At 53.2% G+C, this 15818-nt stretch carries 16 protein-coding genes; 10 read left to right on the plus strand and 6 right to left on the minus strand.

Translation table 11 applies throughout. The annotated features are described in order from the left end of the window. Nucleotides 1–126 precede the first annotated feature (126 nt). Complete coding sequence (tam, locus tag AC1RKH_RS24805) at nucleotides 127–897, plus strand: trans-aconitate 2-methyltransferase (RefSeq protein WP_493063437.1); 771 nt, start codon at nucleotides 127–129, stop codon at nucleotides 895–897. A 12-nt stretch (nucleotides 898–909) separates the two neighbouring features. Here the strand turns inward: tam and AC1RKH_RS24810 are convergent, their stop codons facing one another. The 3 genes from AC1RKH_RS24810 to AC1RKH_RS24820 all read right to left on the minus strand — a co-directional run bounded on the left by AC1RKH_RS24810 (nucleotide 910) and on the right by AC1RKH_RS24820 (nucleotide 2160). Beyond that, the gene (locus tag AC1RKH_RS24810; RefSeq protein WP_123428150.1) at nucleotides 910–1317 is read right to left on the minus strand and encodes a type II toxin-antitoxin system HicB family antitoxin; all 408 of its coding nucleotides are present in this window, start codon (nucleotides 1315–1317) and stop codon (nucleotides 910–912) included. Nucleotides 1318–1348: 31 nt separating this feature from the next. Continuing rightward, on the minus strand, nucleotides 1349–1531 hold the full coding sequence (locus AC1RKH_RS24815) for a type II toxin-antitoxin system HicA family toxin (RefSeq protein WP_095082823.1): 183 nt from the start codon (nucleotides 1529–1531) through the stop codon (nucleotides 1349–1351). 290 nt (nucleotides 1532–1821) lie between these two features. Further along, nucleotides 1822–2160: a hypothetical protein gene (locus AC1RKH_RS24820; protein WP_123428148.1), complete on the minus strand. Its 339-nt coding sequence runs from the start codon at nucleotides 2158–2160 to the stop codon at nucleotides 1822–1824. 448 nt (nucleotides 2161–2608) lie between these two features. On the opposite strand from AC1RKH_RS24820, the gene AC1RKH_RS24825 reads away from it, so the two are divergent. The 5 genes from AC1RKH_RS24825 to AC1RKH_RS24845 are packed head-to-tail and all read left to right on the plus strand — an operon-like array spanning nucleotide 2609 to nucleotide 7666. Continuing rightward, nucleotides 2609–4081 carry a c-type cytochrome gene (locus tag AC1RKH_RS24825; RefSeq protein WP_493063438.1) on the plus strand — a complete coding sequence of 491 codons (1473 nt, stop codon included), beginning with the start codon at nucleotides 2609–2611 and terminating at the stop codon, nucleotides 4079–4081. Between the two features lie 49 nt (nucleotides 4082–4130). Further along, nucleotides 4131–5906 carry a cytochrome c oxidase subunit I gene (gene ctaD, locus AC1RKH_RS24830; protein WP_493063505.1) on the plus strand — a complete coding sequence of 592 codons (1776 nt, stop codon included), beginning with the start codon at nucleotides 4131–4133 and terminating at the stop codon, nucleotides 5904–5906. Next, nucleotides 5903–6595 (plus strand): cytochrome c oxidase subunit 3, encoded by a 693-nt coding sequence (locus tag AC1RKH_RS24835; protein WP_493063439.1) that lies wholly within the window; start codon nucleotides 5903–5905, stop codon nucleotides 6593–6595. The genes ctaD and AC1RKH_RS24835 overlap by 4 nt, the downstream gene beginning before the upstream one ends. Before the next feature lie 6 nt (nucleotides 6596–6601). Beyond that, complete coding sequence (locus AC1RKH_RS24840) at nucleotides 6602–7315, plus strand: heme-copper oxidase subunit III family protein (protein ID WP_493063440.1); 714 nt, start codon at nucleotides 6602–6604, stop codon at nucleotides 7313–7315. Nucleotides 7316–7348: 33 nt separating this feature from the next. Continuing rightward, nucleotides 7349–7666, plus strand: a complete 318-nt coding sequence (locus tag AC1RKH_RS24845; protein ID WP_493063506.1) for a cytochrome C oxidase subunit IV family protein — start codon at nucleotides 7349–7351, stop codon at nucleotides 7664–7666. A 32-nt stretch (nucleotides 7667–7698) separates the two neighbouring features. Here AC1RKH_RS24845 and AC1RKH_RS24850 read toward each other — a convergent pair whose 3' ends face one another. Together AC1RKH_RS24850 and AC1RKH_RS24855 are read right to left on the minus strand one after the other, a co-directional pair. After that, complete coding sequence (locus AC1RKH_RS24850; RefSeq protein ID WP_493063441.1) at nucleotides 7699–8259, minus strand: magnesium transporter; 561 nt, start codon at nucleotides 8257–8259, stop codon at nucleotides 7699–7701. Between the two features lie 363 nt (nucleotides 8260–8622). Further along, nucleotides 8623–8892 carry a hypothetical protein gene (locus tag AC1RKH_RS24855; protein WP_054596089.1) on the minus strand — a complete coding sequence of 90 codons (270 nt, stop codon included), beginning with the start codon at nucleotides 8890–8892 and terminating at the stop codon, nucleotides 8623–8625. 1122 nt (nucleotides 8893–10014) lie between these two features. Here AC1RKH_RS24855 and AC1RKH_RS24860 point away from each other — a divergent pair. The 4 genes from AC1RKH_RS24860 to AC1RKH_RS24875 are packed head-to-tail and all read left to right on the plus strand — an operon-like array spanning nucleotide 10015 to nucleotide 13673. Beyond that, the gene (locus AC1RKH_RS24860; RefSeq protein ID WP_493063442.1) at nucleotides 10015–10296 is read left to right on the plus strand and encodes a hypothetical protein; all 282 of its coding nucleotides are present in this window, start codon (nucleotides 10015–10017) and stop codon (nucleotides 10294–10296) included. 54 nt (nucleotides 10297–10350) lie between these two features. Further along, nucleotides 10351–11421: an ABC-three component system protein gene (locus AC1RKH_RS24865; RefSeq protein ID WP_493063443.1), complete on the plus strand. Its 1071-nt coding sequence runs from the start codon at nucleotides 10351–10353 to the stop codon at nucleotides 11419–11421. A gap of 3 nt (nucleotides 11422–11424) precedes the next feature. Then, a complete protein-coding gene (locus tag AC1RKH_RS24870) occupies nucleotides 11425–11856 on the plus strand; it encodes an ABC-three component system middle component 2 (RefSeq protein ID WP_493063444.1) in 432 nt (143 codons plus the stop codon). Then, the gene (locus tag AC1RKH_RS24875) at nucleotides 11856–13673 is read left to right on the plus strand and encodes an ATP-binding protein (RefSeq protein ID WP_493063445.1); all 1818 of its coding nucleotides are present in this window, start codon (nucleotides 11856–11858) and stop codon (nucleotides 13671–13673) included. Before AC1RKH_RS24870 ends, AC1RKH_RS24875 begins: the two co-directional genes overlap by 1 nt. A gap of 392 nt (nucleotides 13674–14065) precedes the next feature. On the opposite strand, the gene AC1RKH_RS24880 is transcribed toward AC1RKH_RS24875, so the two are convergent. After that, a complete protein-coding gene (locus AC1RKH_RS24880; protein ID WP_493063446.1) occupies nucleotides 14066–15610 on the minus strand; it encodes a Fic family protein in 1545 nt (514 codons plus the stop codon). Nucleotides 15611–15818 lie beyond the last annotated feature (208 nt).

Genomic DNA, 15818 nt, shown 5'->3' on the forward strand with positions numbered 1-15818 from the left:
CACCTTCACCACATCATCCACCCGAGTCTTGACGAACTTGGCAGTGCCGTCGCTTACTGGCGCCCCACGAGCGAAACGCAGAGTCTAGCGCGTCGCTCACATCCTGACCCGTCACAGGAGTACGCGATGAGCTGGTCTGCCAAACAGTATGTAGCTTTCGAAGATGAGCGCACGCGGCCGGCGCGCGACTTGCTGGCTGCGATCCCCAACGCCGATGCGCGTTCGGTGATCGATGTCGGTTGCGGTCCCGGTAACTCCACCGAATTGCTGGTGCAGCGCTTTGCCAACGCCACGGTGCGTGGGCTCGACAGCTCGGTCGACATGATCGACGCTGCCCGCAAACGCTTGCCGGACGTACGTTTCGACACCGCCGATATTGCCACCTGGAGCGAGCCTGGCCCGTTCGATGTGATCTTTGCCAACGCGGTGTTCCAGTGGCTACCCGACCACGCCACGCTGTTGCCGTCGCTGGTAGCCAAACTCGCGCCGGGTGGCAGCCTGGCAATTCAAATGCCCGACAACCTCGATCAACCGTCGCATCGGATGATGCGTGAAGTCGCCAACAGTGGTCCTTGGGCCAGCAAGCTTGCGGACGTCGCCGGGCAACGGACGACCCTGGACGATGCCAACGGTTACTACCAGATACTGCGCGCCTGCTGCTCGCGGGTCGATGTGTGGCGCACTACCTACCACCACCCGCTGGCAGGTGGTCCTGCGGCCGTGGTCGAGTGGTTCAAGGGCAGCGGCTTGCGGCCGTTTCTTGAACCGCTCGACGAGGCGGAAAAAGCGCAGTACCTCGCGCACTATCTGGAAGCACTTGAACCGTTCTTCCCGGTACTGGCCGATGGTTCGGTGCTGCTGCCGTTCCCGCGTTTATTCATTGTCGCGACTCGCTAAGCGCCGCTAACCTCAGCCCTGTTGCAACACTTTCAACGCCGCCGAGGCCAGAAAGCCGGAGCGGCTTTTCTCTTCCGGGTGGTGCAGCACGTATTCGTCAATCCGTGTCAGCAAATAGCCGGGTAGGGTGATGTTGAGTTTCTGTGCCTTGCCCAGGTACTTGGTGACGTCGATGTCCACCAATGCCCAGGTGACGCCGGCGTACTGCGGATTGGCCGCGTGCACGGTGACTTTGTTGGCGGGCGGAATCGCCGAGCCGTCTTCGGCGAGTATCTCGAAGTGGCCTTCGATGGCTTCGCGCGCCATGGCGATTGCATCGTCCAGGTCATCGCCAGCCGAGAAGCAACCCGGAATGTCCGGCACTTCCACGCCCCAGGCGTGTTCGTTATTGCCCATTGAAATCGCAATTGGGTAAAGCATGTTCGTTGTCCTCTGGGTGCTGTGCGCCGATTCAATACAGCAGGGCTTGTTGCAAGATGCTGACGGCAGTCTTCGTCAGTAAATCCTTTTTCGGATGTGGGACAGTGACCAGGCCGGGCTTCGTGGGATGCTTGAAGTGGTGGTGACTGCCCCTGACCCGTACCAGATACCAGCCGTCTGCGACGATTTGGGTTATCAAATATCGGCTATTCACATCACTTCCCTGTGCTGTGTAGGTGGTTACTATACCTACTGAAATTTAGTTATCAACACTATAACCACCACTGTCGGCGGCAGAGCGGATGAATGGTAGGGAACAGTGTAGGAACCACAGCAAGGCGTGGCGTTCGGGAGCAGTACTGGAGTGTTTCTGATTCCTTCAACGCCAGCGCAACGCGTGTTTTTGCTGAACGGCGGGCATAAAAAAACCGGTCACTGAGGACCGGTTTTTCTTGTCTCTGCATCCCCCACAGAGAAAAACCGATGCCGAGAATCACGTAGTCGCTACTCAAGCAGCTGATCAATCAACACCGCATTGGTGTAGATCAAGCTTCCATCGCTCGCTCGATGCCCGACCAGATGGAACTGACCGCGCGAGTGTTGCAGATAGACGCGCATTTGGCAGTCGGACAAAGGGCCGTATCCCTCTGGAATGACCAAATCCATTGAACTCATGTCCACATCGACCATGGCTTCAGGTTCATGGGTCGTCTGCAGGCGTTCTTCAGCTTCCTCCAGGCGCAGATGGAGGGGGCCGTCGACGTCAAAATGGATCTCCCCCACCGGTATGGACTTTTGGTTGCCGCTGATTTTGCACCAGCCTTCGATCGTCAAGGCGCTCATGACGAAACCTCCGTAGTGGACTGCTGGACTCTGTAGCTCGGGCCGCTTCTGGTCGATCTCTACCGTCCGTAATCAGAAATTAAGTATAGCTGGCAACCGGGACTCGCTTGGGGGAGGTCGGGCTCGACCCTAATCATTTTGACTGATTGGAAACAAGTCGCTACGCCTGATTTAGTCCCGGGAGACGTTAGGCTGAATACCGACAGTCATAGATAGCGAACAGGTTTAAACAATTAACTTGATGTTGAAGTTGGAATATCCGGGTGTCAGGTTCTTCAGGAAAAGCGCTCGTTCCGTTCCTGAACTATACTTCTTGCTGACTTTGCCATCGGGAGTGGTGGTACTTGTCGATCCTGCTGGAACGTCAGATTGATATTAATTTGACGATGCTGTTGAGTGGCGATGCTTATGCGTAACCAGCGAGTAACAGGAACAGGATGAAGAGAAAATGGCAACAGCAATTATCTTGATTCTAATCGTTGTTGCATCAGTGTTGTTCAATATACTGGCGCCTTGGCATGCGACCCCGGCAGCTTCCAACTGGGGGTCAATAGACACCACCCAGTTCATCACCCTGATCATGAGTGGAATATTTTTCATCGCCGTCACGGTATTCATGGCGGTAGCCGTGATGCGTTATCGTCACAAGGAGGGTGCCAAGGCGGCCTACCAGCCGGGAAATAAAAAGTTGGAAGTATGGTTAATTATCGTTACGTCGGTTGGTATTGCCTTGATGTTGGCGCCAGGCCTGGTTGTTTACAGTGATTTCGTCCGGGTGCCGAAAAAAGCTTATGAACTTGAAGTGGTCGCCCAGCAGTGGCAGTGGGCTTTTCGTTTTCCCGGCCAGGACGGGAAACTGGGCAGATCGGATATCAAGTTTGTTGATTCCACCAACCCCTTCGGTCTTGATCCCAAGGACCCTGCCGGGCAGGACGATGTGCTTGTACTAAATAGTGAAGTTCACCTTCCACTCAATCAACCGGTAAAAGTTTTACTGCGTTCTAAAGATGTACTGCACGATTTCGATGTACCGCAAATGCGCGGCAAGATGGACATGGTGCCAGGGATGGTGTCGTACTTTTGGTTTACGCCAACTAAAACCGGGACATATGAAATTATCTGTGCTGAATATTGTGGCGTGGGGCATTACAACATGCGCGGCCATATGATCGTGGACGAACAGGAGGCTTTCGATCAGTGGCTGAGCAGCCAACCGACTTTTGCGCAGACATTAGCGACAGCTGCCAAGCCCAGTCGGGACAGCGTGCTGGAAAAAGGCCGCCTGTTGGTCGAAAAGCTCGGCTGCGGTGCCTGCCATAGCCAGGATGGCAGTCCCAGTCTCGGCCCGGGATGGAAGGGGCTGTACGGCCGCACCGAACAGCTTGCCGATGGCTCCAGTGTGCTGGTCGATGAGGCCTACCTGAAAGCGGCGATCCTCGATCCGAAGGCCCGACGGGTGCAGGGCTACCCGCCAGTCATGGTGGCCTATACTCTCAATGAAGATGAACTGGGTGCTCTCGTCGCCCTGATCAAATCGCTGGGTACTGCGCGCCAAGGCGATGAACTTTCTACCGGCGAAGCGTCGGGCTCAGGTGACGACCTGGTAGCGCAGGGACAGCGGCTGGCCAAGTCGTTCGGCTGTCTGGCCTGCCACAGTGTCGATGGCAGTAAGGGCGTCGGTCCCAGCTGGCAGGGCCTGTATGGCAAGACAGAAACCTTTGCCGACGGTACGACGATAAAGGTCGATGAGGGCTATATCAAAGAAACGGTTCTTAAGCCCAATACCAGAATCATCAAGGGCTATGCACCCGTCATGCCGACCTTTGCGCCGAGTGATCAGGAGTTGAACGCACTGATCGCTTTTATCAAATCCAAAGCGAATGCCGGCGCTGATGCAAGCAAGGCGGAGCCAGGGAAGTAGCCGTAAAGAAGCCAGTAATACACCGAAACTTCAGTTGGAGGATGACGTGATGGCCTATGCGGAGCAAGCCGAAACAGAAGCACTGCACGAACCCAAAAGTTTCCTGACCAAATATATCTGGAGTCAGGACCACAAGGTCATCGCCATTCAGTATTCCCTGACGGCTATATTCGTGGGCATCATCGCCGTGGTGTTGTCCGATTTGATGCGCTTGCAGATAGGCTTCCCCGGTAGTTTGGGGTTCATGGACGCCAGTACGTACTATCAGGCGATGACCATGCACGGCATGATCATGGTCATTTACTTGCTGACGGCCTTGTTTCTGGGTGGCTTCGGCAACTATCTGATCCCACTGATGGTGGGGGCCCGCGACATGGTCTTCCCCTATGTCAACATGCTGAGTTACTGGACCTACCTGCTAGCGGTACTGGTGTTGCTCGCCGCTTTCTTTGTCCCTGGCGGCCCCACGGGGGCGGGCTGGACGCTCTATCCACCGCAGTCCATTACCAAGGGGACACCGGGGACCGAGTGGGGCATCGTGCTGATGCTCGTCTCACTGGCGATTTTTATTGTCGCAACCACCATGGGCGGGTTGAACTACGTCACCACGGTGTTGCAGGCGCGCACGCACGGCATGACGTTGTTTCGCATGCCGCTCTCCGTATGGGGAATCTTCATGGCCTCGATCATGGCCTTGCTGGCTTTCCCGGCGTTGTTTGTCAGTGCGATCATGACGCTGTTCGACAAACTGTTGGGCACCAGCTTCTTTATGCCGGCGATCATCTCGCTGGGGCAGCAGCTCGATCACCAGGGTGGCAGCCCAATATTATTCCAGCATCTGTTCTGGTTCTTCGGCCACCCGGAAGTCTATATCGTTGCTCTCCCCGCGTTTGGTCTGGTCTCCGACTTGATCAGCACACATGCGCGTAAAAGTATCTTCGGCTACCGAATGATGGTGTGGGCCATTATTGCAATTGGCGTACTCAGCTTTGTGGTCTGGGCACACCATATGTATGTCAGCGGAATGAACCCCTACTTTGGCTTTTTCTTCGCCACCACCACCTTGATCATCGCGGTGCCGACCGCACTGAAAGTCTACAACTGGGTGCTGACCCTGTGGCGGGGCGACATCCATCTGACCGTGCCGATGCTGTTTGCCCTGGCCTTTATCGTCACCTTCTTGGTCGGTGGTCTGACCGGGTTGTTTCTCGGCAATGTGATCGTGGATATTCCGCTCTCGGACACCTATTTCGTCGTCGCCCATTTTCACATGGTCATGGGGGTCGCACCGGTACTGGTGGTGTTCGGCGGCATTTATCATTGGTTCCCGAAAGTAACCGGGCGGATGACGAACGACACCCTGGGCAAGCTGCATTTCTGGATTACCTTTCTGGGCACCTACGCCATCTTCTTTCCCATGCACTACCTGGGTTTTCAGGGCATGCCACGCCGCTATTACGCCTATGACAACTACGCGTTCATCCCGCAGTCGGCGCAAGAATTGAATGCCTTCATTACGGTGGTCGCATTGACCGTCGGCGTTTCCCAACTGCTGTTCCTGTTCAACCTGGCCTGGAGCGTATTTAAAGGCAAGCCCGCAGGCAGTAATCCCTGGGGCGCGGCCAGTCTGGAATGGCAAACGCCGGACACCCCGCCGATACACGGTAACTGGGGAGCGAAGCTGCCGGTCGTGCATCGCTGGGCCTATGACTACAGCGTGCCGGGGATAGAACAGGATTTCGTTCCGCAAACGGTCTCCGACGAGGAGCTGGAGCAGATGCGGCAACTCAGTGCCGGAACCAAAATAGCGGACGTTAAAACATGAACAGACTGCTATTGAGAAACGCCGACAGCGCTGAACCCGGCGGCAGTTGGAGTGGCGATCCTGAGGGTATTCAGGCCGCCGAGGGTGCCGATAGAGTCCAAAATGCAAGAATAGGCCTGCGCTTGTTTCTGGCCGTGGTGAGCTCGTTATTCTTTCTCTTCCTGGTCGCCTTTATCGAGCGCTCACAGATGGCCGACTGGCTACCCCTGACAGAGCCCTTGGCGCCGTTAGCCAATCTATGGCAGCTATGGCTGAATTCGGCTTTTCTGGTACTCAGTTGCATCGCATTGCAGTGGTCGCGTATGGCCGCCCGACAGGCTCGACTGGACGCAACTGTCATTGGCTTTGCAGTGGGGGGCGTATTTGCAGTTGCCTTTCTGACGGGACAACTCTGGGTCTGGCAGCAGTTTGTCGCCTGGGGCTACTTTGTCGCCAGCAATCCGGCCAACAGTTTCTTCTACCTGTTGACCGGCCTGCATGGGTTCCACCTGCTGGGCGGGCTGATCGCCTGGAGCAGAACCGTCGCTAAATTCCTGCACCACGTGCCGTTGCCGCAACTCAGCGCCAGCGTAGAGCTCTGTGCCATCTATTGGCATTACCTACTGGGTCTTTGGTTCGTGCTATTCGCTCTGTTGACCAGCACGCCGGCAACCTATGAAGCCATCGCCAGATTCTGCGGCCTGAGGTGAAAAGCCATGGCATCGCACCCACCAGCCCCAGTCGAGTCCGGTTCATCCAATCCACCCAGCTCGCCGCCTGCACCGGGATGGCAGGGCATCGCCAGCGACTGGTCCTCGGATAAGGAGGCTTTCAGGCAGGTCCCCTGGGGCAAGGCGATGATGTGGATATTCCTGCTCAGCGATACGTTTGTATTTACCTGCTTTTTAACCGGCTACATGTCGGTACGCATGACCATCACCAGCGCCTGGCCGAACCCCAGTGAAGTGTTCGCATTGACGATCGGTGGTAGAGAAATCCCACTTATTCTGATCGCCATCATGACCTTTGTGCTGATCAGTAGCAGCGGCACCATGGCCATGGCAGTCAATTACGCCTATCGCCGTGATCGCGCGAAAACTACAGCCCTGATGCTGGCGACCGCAGCCTTTGGTGTGACCTTCGTCAGCATGCAGGCATTTGAATGGAGCAAGCTCATCGCAGAAGGGGTGCGTCCCTGGGGGAACCCTATGGGGGCGGCACAATTTGGTGCCAGCTTTTTCATGATTACCGGTTTTCACGGACTGCATGTGTCAGTCGGCGTCATCTACCTCAGTATTGTGGCGCTGAAAGTATTGCGCGGAGATTATGAGCGCTCCGGAAACTATCAGATCGTCGAGATAGCCGGGCTTTACTGGCACTTCGTGGACTTGGTGTGGGTGTTTATTTTTGCTTTCTTCTATTTATGGTAGATCGTGAACAGGTTCTGAAGAGGAGCACTGATGATGGCGCATGCTCAGGGTCAGCAACATCCAATCAGTTTGTACCTTAAAATCTGGGGACTGTTATTCGTCCTTAGCACGCTGTCGTATCTTGTCGACTATTTTCACTTTCAGGGCTACGTCAGGTGGTCCCTGATTATCACGCTCATGTTGTTGAAGGCAGGTTTAATTGTCTCCATCTTCATGCATATGGCCTGGGAACGGTTGGCCATGGTCTACGCCATATTAGTGCCACCTTTGTGTTTACTGGTGCTCGTCGGACTGATGGCCACCGAGGCGGACTATGTTTTCCTCAGCCGGGTCATTTTCTTCGGCCAATAAGCGACTTCCGGATAGCCTTAAGCGTCTAGGGGCTAACCCGATATTACTCGCTTGAACTGATGCCATTTGTGCTGCCAGGCTACTGTCCAGTGAGGGGCTGCCGTTCCCGTGCCAGCAGTCTTCAGCCTTGGATGATGTTTGATTACCCGGTCCAATACCGATTCCTGATCCGGCTCAACATCCACGAAGAAGATATGTTTGCCCTCATCTACCACTTGTTTAAAATTGCGGAAGTGAGTGTTTGGCACCTGGATACCAAAAAAACCGCCTTCCCAGATGCAGAAGCCCACTATAACAATGGCAAGGAAGATAAAAGGCATCCAGCCTGCGACGGAGTTGGTCCAGCCCATCCAATAGGCGCCGCCAAGGACCAGCGCCGCGAGTGGCACGCCGACCACCGCACCAATCTCGCCAGAGTGAACAGTATCTTGTTTCATTAACGAGTTAACTTCATGGAGGTGATGTTCTTCAACATCAGCAACTTTTTCACTGAGCACATGAATTTGTTCGGTATTGATGCCGTTGGCTTCCAATTCATTTTCAACGGTTTCAAGATCGTCGAGATTATCACTGATGTAATAGTGGCGATTCATACCACACCTCCCATCTCGTGTTTGCTGTAGACATCCTCTGTTCAGCAGCCGTTAACTGAGATTTGCAGTCGGTATCTGTACCCGTGGGGGACGTTGCAGACGTCATGCAATTCGAAAGAAGTATAGCACTCGCTAGCATGCGTGATTTTCGGTGTCAAGATCTAGAGGTGGTGTTGGGGCCTGGAGCGCGCCGACGAATTCTGCATTGCGGCGGCGGCAGCAGGTTCGCCCAGCGAGGCCGAAAACAGGTCCTGAAATCGGCCAAACTCCAGTTTAGAACTGTCGGAAAACCGGGAGGGCTCAGCACGCGGCATGACATCGGCTTGAACACAAGGGGCGCCGAAACAGCGCCCCCTTGTGACGTCAGGACGGTTCTGCATCCATACGTCGCGCAATGACATCCAGCACATCGCAACCGTCGCGCAAAGGTATGCAGCAGAGCAATGCGAAGTCGCTGAGAATGACCGAGTCGGTGGTGATGTCACCCCGCATCGCGAGGTTTTCAAGAATCTGCGTCACGGCTCGGATTCTGTAGCTGGCCGTGCTGAGCAGTGAATGCAGCGGTTGAGTGGTGTTGACGAACAGGGAGGGTAGGTCGTCGGCGTTGCTGGTTAAGGCCATGTATTCATTCATGAGTGATCACCATGTAGTTGGAAGACCCCACCACTCAATGTCGCCAAACAAAAGGTGGCAGCTGTACGCGGGTTGGCGAACCGGACATGGTATAACCGGCAGATCCGAAGATCTCCCACGCACAGCTACCAAAAAACAGGTAGCCAAGTGCGTTCAAAAGCGCTCCGAACCTACTCGAAAGCTTCTGTACCATGTCGCCGAGTCGCCAAACCCGACACGCCATTTGGGCGTCGGCCGACTATAAGCCTCGTGACAAAAGCACAGCAATGCGCAAGTGTACGGACAATTCCCGGAGTAGTGTAGGACATTGCTTTTTTGAAAATAGGCCTCGTTCGTGAACCCAGAGAATGGGCAATCCGCACTTGATTTGACAAGCGTTGACTGGCTATTCATGGAGGAAGAATCAGCGTTTCACCAAATCCCGCCACAAAAAAAACGGCCACTTGGACCGGTTTTTTCTGTCTCTACATCCCCCGTCAAAACCACCTTAACGTGAGACCAAATTCGATTGGAGCGGGTGAAGGGAATCGAACCGTTATAGGACAGGAAATCCCAAAACTGTGTATGTGTGTAGGCGCGCGCCCGAGGCAGATACTGTGAAAGCGTGCAGGTGTATATCCTGAGGTAGCTGATTTTGCTGGGGCTCATCTCCGGGGCTTGGAGATGCACCACTAATTCCCGACTCACTCACATGTGAGCGAGGGTGTGAAATCCGGACACCTCTGTTTTCTACCCAACTCCCCAGCCCCGGCGTCCCTGATCCCCGCGATATCAGCCATCGCTTACCCCTTCGCCAGCCTCATCGGGACGCGGGTCATAGCGGCGAACAGCGGGGCTAAAAAAACCGCTGGCGTAGGAGGTCAGAGCACACTATGCCTCCCCGGTATCACACCTCTGCGTAAAGAGATATTATCGTGCCATCACTCAAGGACGCTCGGGTGCCCAGTTAACATCCCGGTAGGGAGAAGGGCCCTGGCTGGAGCTCAGCATGGATCGGCTGCACCAACTCGCAATTGTTAATACAAACATCGAACATATCCCGAGGTTTTCAAATCGGGCTTTTTTGTCGTGCCTGAAAATTAATAAATAACACTCTAATTGCATCCAGGGGGGGGCATATAAATGAATGAACCTGACCAAAGCTATATATTCAATCCTGCAGATCTCGTCGAATATGCGATGGATAAGCCGATTGGCGCTGCACGGGCAGCATTGGCACTGGCCTTGGAAAAGGCTGATGTTCATGTTGATATCGTTATCGAAGAGCTTTCAGAAAACATGGAGTTGAATCAAGGTTTTCTAAAAGAGCTTTCTGGCGCTTTGCGGAAAAACCCTAGTAAGGTACTCGGTGATATGCCAAACCGCATCAAGGGCCGCCAGTTTGAGCGCGATATCGGACTATGATTAATCTTGATCTGTTTCTGACGCATAAGGCACTTACGTGGAGCAGGGTAGCCAATGTCTATCGGTGAGAATGCCATAAAAGCCCCTCCAGCCCCGGAGCTTATGCTCACGGCACTTGATGTGCAAAAAGGAGAGCCGGTTCATCCCTTGGATCGCCTGATGATAATGTCGGCTGATGAGTGGGAAATATTTACCCTAGAACTGGTTTTTTACTTTGATAAGCATTACGAGAAGGTCACGCGTTGTGCGGGTGCTGGAGACAAAGGGCGCGACGTCATCGCTCGGTTCTCATCGGGGTGGGATAACTACCAGTGTAAGCACTATGGTAGGAAATTAAATGTTGCAGATGTTGTGGCTGAACTCGGTAAGCTGGTTTTCTACACGTGGAGAGGGGACTATACCCTTCCGCGAGATTATCGTTTCGTTACGCCAAAAGGTTGTAGCTCTGATTGCATTGACATGCTGGTCAAAAAATCTCGCATCAAAACGGAGATCATAGCTCGATGGGATGTCGAGTGTCGTGACAAAATCACGAAGACAGAGTCAATCCTGCTTGAAGGTGAATTGTTGGATTACTTGAACTCTATTGATTTTTCATTCGTTGACGAAATGTCGTCTCTGGAACTCGTAGACAAACATCAGCAGACCCCGTACCACTCATCGCGTTTTGGTAGTTATCATCTAAAACGCCCGCAGTTGAAGAAAGATGTCCCTGTGTCTGTCGGGGATAATGAGAAGATTTATATCGAAGCTCTTTTGCATGCATTTTCCGATGTTGATGGAAAAGAGTATTCGCATGCAGACGCTTTGACGGGTGACTATGCAGAGGATCTTGAACGGGCCAGGATCAACTTCTTCAGTGCCGAATCTTTAGAGGTGTTTTCGCGGGACGCATTTCCCGAAGGTTGTTATCGGGAGCTTAAAGAGGATTGCTATGAAGGTTTGCACAGCGTCGTGCGCCAGGCGCACAAAAATGGATACGAGCGATTTCTGAAAGTAAGCACCCAGGCAGTTAATGTTCCATATGACTCCCACCCACTTGTTCACTATATCCGGCCTTCTGATCGAAAAGGGCTGTGTCATCAACTGGTGAATGATAAAAAAATTAGGTGGGTAAGGAGATAGGCCATGAGTTCCAGGGATGTGTTTAATAGCTCTGTAGAAGTCGGAGCGAGGATCGTTCTTTTGCTCGCTGGACTTGGTCGGAAACTTGATTTGGATGAGCTTGTATTTTTTGACTATGCATCGACTTATAGCGGCGATTTTCAGGGTGAGCCAAGCCTGCATCCAGTATTGCTGAATCGTCTTGCTGAGCTTGTTCGAAGGCGTGAAATTTTCCCGGCTGCCATAAAGCTCTTCACTTCAAAAGGGCTTGTTAGCTCCCAAGTGGATGATCTTGGTGTTCGATATTATACAACCAGGGAAGGTGTTGAGTTTGCTGGGAAACTCTCTTCTGAATATCACGCCGATTTTTGGCGTCGGGTTTCGTGGGGCAAGGTGAACTTTGACCATCTCACGGCTCAGCGCAGCACCATTTATAAAATTGACAGGGTGGTCTGATGTTTATTGAAAGTGTTGTTGTCAGTGGCCCTGATCTCCCGGATGTCTCTGTGTACTTTACGAAGGGTGCTAACGTCGTTCAGGGTGGATCCGATACGGGCAAATCTTATATTGTTTCCTGCATCAAGTTTGCATTGGGTGCGACGGAACCTCCCAAGCCAATTTCTCTTTCAAGGGGCTACACCTCTGTCAGGATCAAATTTGAAAACGACGATGGAAGCTTCTTCACCTTAGAGCGGCCATTTGTATTAAACGCGAAAGCAACTCTAATCGATGAGAAAGGGGTAGTTTCGACCCTTGGCGCAAAACATAGTGCGAAAAGAACAGATACTATATCCAGCCATTTTTTGCAGAGGATGGGACTCGATGGGAAGTTACTGCTCTCAGGCGCCGAATCACTGAATAGCAGCTCTTTTTCATTTCGGGACTTTGAAAAGACCCTGCTGATTGATGAGTCTAGGATCGTTGCTGAGTATTCACCCGTGGGTACTGGCCAGAACTCGGAGAAAACCAAAGAGAAGTCGATATTGAAACTTCTGCTCACAGGGCAGGACGATTCTGCGGTCAAAGGCGCGAAAAAAGATTTGGCGTCAAAAGCTTTGTTAAAACACAAGGTAGATGCCGTTGAAGAAGTTGTAACTAAGTTCTATCCATATGATGACGGAGCTCAGCTTCAGGAGCTTCAAAGGCTAAACTCGTTCAAAACCCAAGTGACGGTTCGACTGGGCTTGGCTGAAGCGGAATTGAAAAGTGCTTTCGAATCCAGTGATGGTCTTTTTGAACAGAAAGCACGCCATATCTCCGAGCTAGAGGTGGCCGAGGTCAAAGTATCTGAGGATAGGGCGCTCCTAAGCCGATTTACCATGCTTGGCCAAAAATATGAGTCAGACCGTCAGCGACTTGTTGGAATTGAGCAAGCGGCAACTCTGCTTGATGCTGCCGATACGGTGCTTTGCCCCACCTGTGGGAACAATTTCGACTCTGACACCTGTACATCCGATGTAGATGATATCCGGAAGGGTGTTTCCTTCGAACTCGATCGCATCTCCAAGAATATCCTTGAGCTTTCGGAGGCCCAGGGCTCTCTTTCTGCGGCGATTGAACGAAACACCTCCAGCGCGCAGTCCTCGAAAGCCGCTATTGCTGCATTGGAGAAGCAGATAGCCTCAGAGCTCCAGGAATCAGTGCAGGCCGTGAGTGACCTCAAAGAGCTTTCCTCATGCATCAGGCATGATTTGGCTGCTCTGGATGAACGAGTGGCCGCTAAGGCCAAATTAACCGAAGAGTTGAAACGGCTGGGCCTTCTCCTGCTTGAGGAGCAAGACGGATACACCGCTGATAGCTTCGAGGACGCCGTGAAACCGCTGGTTTCTGAGATTCAGTCGATCCTTGGCCGCTGGGGATTCCCGAATTACCTTCCAGTGGAGTTCGATTTCAAAACAAGGGACATCACCATCGGTGGCAGTGCCAGAGGCCATTTTGGTAAGGGGTATCGTGCTGTTGCGTTCTCCGCATTTGTCCTGGGATTGATGAACCTGTTGAAGCTCTCTGGTCGACATCCTGGCTTCGTTGTACTGGACTCGCCACTGACTACTTACAAGGAGGGGGACGAATTGCCAGATGACGAGCGCGACGAAGTCTCCAGTGACCTCATCTACGCCTTCTATCGAGATATTGCGGACAGCTTTAAAGACTCTCAAATCATAATTTTCGAGAACCAAGAGCCTAGTATGTCCGTAATCCCCGCGCTGAATTATCAGCATTTCACGAAAAACCGGGGCCATGGCCGATATGGCTTCTTCCCCTTGAGAGACTAGCTTTCCTGTGTCCCCCGTATCGATCGCCCGCTCTGGGGCGTGGTGATCGATACGGTCGCAAGTTGAAGCCGGTTCTTGATCAATTATTACTGCGGCAGCGCGAAGGTCATACGCTCAAGAGTTGTGAGCGACGGTTAGACCGCCTGTTCTTCCTCCGACTAAGCCTGGAACACCTCAATCAGCTTTTGGTTGTAATCGTCCAAGTAGGTCTGCAAGCCCTCACGGTCAACCAGTCGCTCACCCGCAGTAGTGGCTACTTAAAAAGGTGACGGATTTATTTATCAGTGAATAGCCAGGTCGATCATGACTCGACCAAATCCCAGGCATAAATAAAAAGCCATCAAGGCGGTTTTTTCCCAATCCCCCTGCGCCTTATCCTGATCCACCGAAAATCACTCTTCGCCGTCCCCCATCTCACGATCCTCAAACGCAGAACGCACGGCCTCCACTACGCGTTCTGCCATGCGCTCATCTTCAAGCTGCGGGTACCCTTTCTTTAGCTTGCCGGACACCACCCAGCCGTTCTCTTTGATGGAGCGGATGATGCGGTTCGCATCCTGGTCTGGCATCTCCAGTACTTCTTTCAGCCGGTCCTGAGCTCGCTGAAAGATCACCAGTACTCTGGCTTCATCCGCCATTTCCTTTCGAATCGTGTGCTCGACGACACGTGCGGTGTACAGGACGTGTTCGGTCAGATCGAGATAGCGCCAGGCAAAGCACGCGTCCTCGTATTCATCGAAGATGAAGTTGCTGCGAGTCCCGTCCTCATAGGTCACGAGTTCGCCGAACCGATAGGCCGCTGCGTAACGTCGCATGAACGGTCGCGAGAACACTTCGAGCGTACGGTCGTAGCCGGCCCTGAAGTCGATCGAACTTGTGATTGTGGCTGACACCGGCAGTATCACGCCGTCGGGCACGGCCTTATCCCGAATAAGGGTGTCGTTGATCAGGAAGCGATGAATCCGGCCATTGCCATCGCGCATGGGATGGATGTACACAAAGCCAAATGCCAACACAGCGGCACGTGCCACAGACTCCGCACCTCGAGTTGCGACTTCAAACTCCTTGAGTCCTGCCAATAGCTGAGCGAGATCCGCGAAATGTGGGGCAATGTAATGCACGATGTCCTCGTGCATCGTGGCTTGTCCCACAAACACAGGAGAGCGCCGCAAGCCCAGTCCGATAGCATCCCGCCCCAGAATGCCAGCTTGCAGGGACTGCAGGCTGTCGTTGCTCAACGGGTCTTCGATATGACCGCAGTACTGGCCAATGACATGGGCAAACCGCCGGATGCGATCGGCCTGGTCGGCTTCCTTTTCGATGAGAAAGCTCGCGCGTGATTCCTTGAACGTCAGCCAACTTGCCGTACGCATCAGGATGTCGGCACCAAAGGCCTGATCCAACTCATCCAATGCCTTGCGTAGATCGAATCGCAGAGCGTCCTGCACTGCTGCTGTACGACGAACCAAGGGGCAGAACTCAGCCGTCCCCGGCAGATTGTTATTGACTCGCCAACGCCGTGTTCGCAGTGCCTTGTGACGAGTCAGGTAATCTTGTGGCGAAAGTGCATCAACATAACCGCCATTGGTCACGTCTGGCACATCCAGACGTTGCCCTGTCAGCCATTCGTAGAGGAATCCCGTGCGGCGGGCATACTGGCCGAATGGCTCCCGTCGACACCAGTCTTCGATAGGCTGCGGACCTATGGCGGCAAACAGGCGGGCGAAGAACTCGAGATGGATCTCTTCGTACTTGAGGCCGAATTCGAAATGTCCTGCGAAATCGTCTGCGGGCCGATAGCTTGCCGGATACCGGTTCTCCACATTTCCGTCACTTTCGCGACTGACACGTACAGTGCCGATCATCGAGTCGACTCGTAGGGGCTGTGCCAGTGCGATGTCGTAACGGTTTGCGAGGGTCTTGAAACCGACTTGCATTGACGAAATCCTTTACTGGGGCAATAAAAACGCTAACAGAACATCGATCATATGCGAAAACGCTAATTTTCGCGGATATGAAAATGTTAACGCTTGATGAAATTTGATAATAAATCCGTGTTTTTAGAAAAAAACGCTAACAGACTTCAGGGTAGTCGCTAACGCCCGAGAGCACTTACTCATCGATCAGCGGACAACGGACGAAAGT

This window comes from Pseudomonas sp. GW822-FHT06B12 (assembly GCF_058799675.1).